The 386-nt window shown below is 55.7% G+C and carries 1 protein-coding gene; it reads left to right on the forward strand.

The annotated features are described in order from the left end of the window. Nucleotides 1-386: GTP-binding protein (locus IFT53_RS23560; protein ID WP_244656465.1), on the forward strand; the 386-nt coding region annotated here is incomplete at both ends.

The following is a 386-nucleotide window of genomic DNA, read 5'->3' on the forward strand; positions in this document are numbered from 1 at the left end:
GCAGCTGACGGCCCAATGCCACAGACCCGCGAGCACATCCTGCTTGCTCGTCAGGTTGGCGTTCCTGCCATCGTTGTGTTCCTCAACAAGGTTGATCAGGTTGACGACGCAGAACTGCTGGAACTGGTAGAACTGGAAGTTCGCGAACTTCTGTCGTCCTACGACTTCCCAGGCGATGATATTCCAATCGTCAAGGGTTCGGCTCTTGCTGCTCTTGAAGATTCTGACAAGAAGATCGGTGAAGACGCAATCCGCGAGCTGATGGCTCAGGTTGACGCCTACATCCCAACGCCAGAGCGTCCAATCGACCTGCCGTTCCTGATGCCAATCGAAGACGTGTTCTCGATCTCTGGCCGTGGTACGGTTGTTACGGGTCGCGTTGAGCG

This window comes from Rhizobium sp. CFBP 13644 (genome assembly GCF_014842165.1).
Lineage (GTDB): Bacteria > Pseudomonadota > Alphaproteobacteria > Rhizobiales > Rhizobiaceae > Agrobacterium > Agrobacterium tumefaciens_C.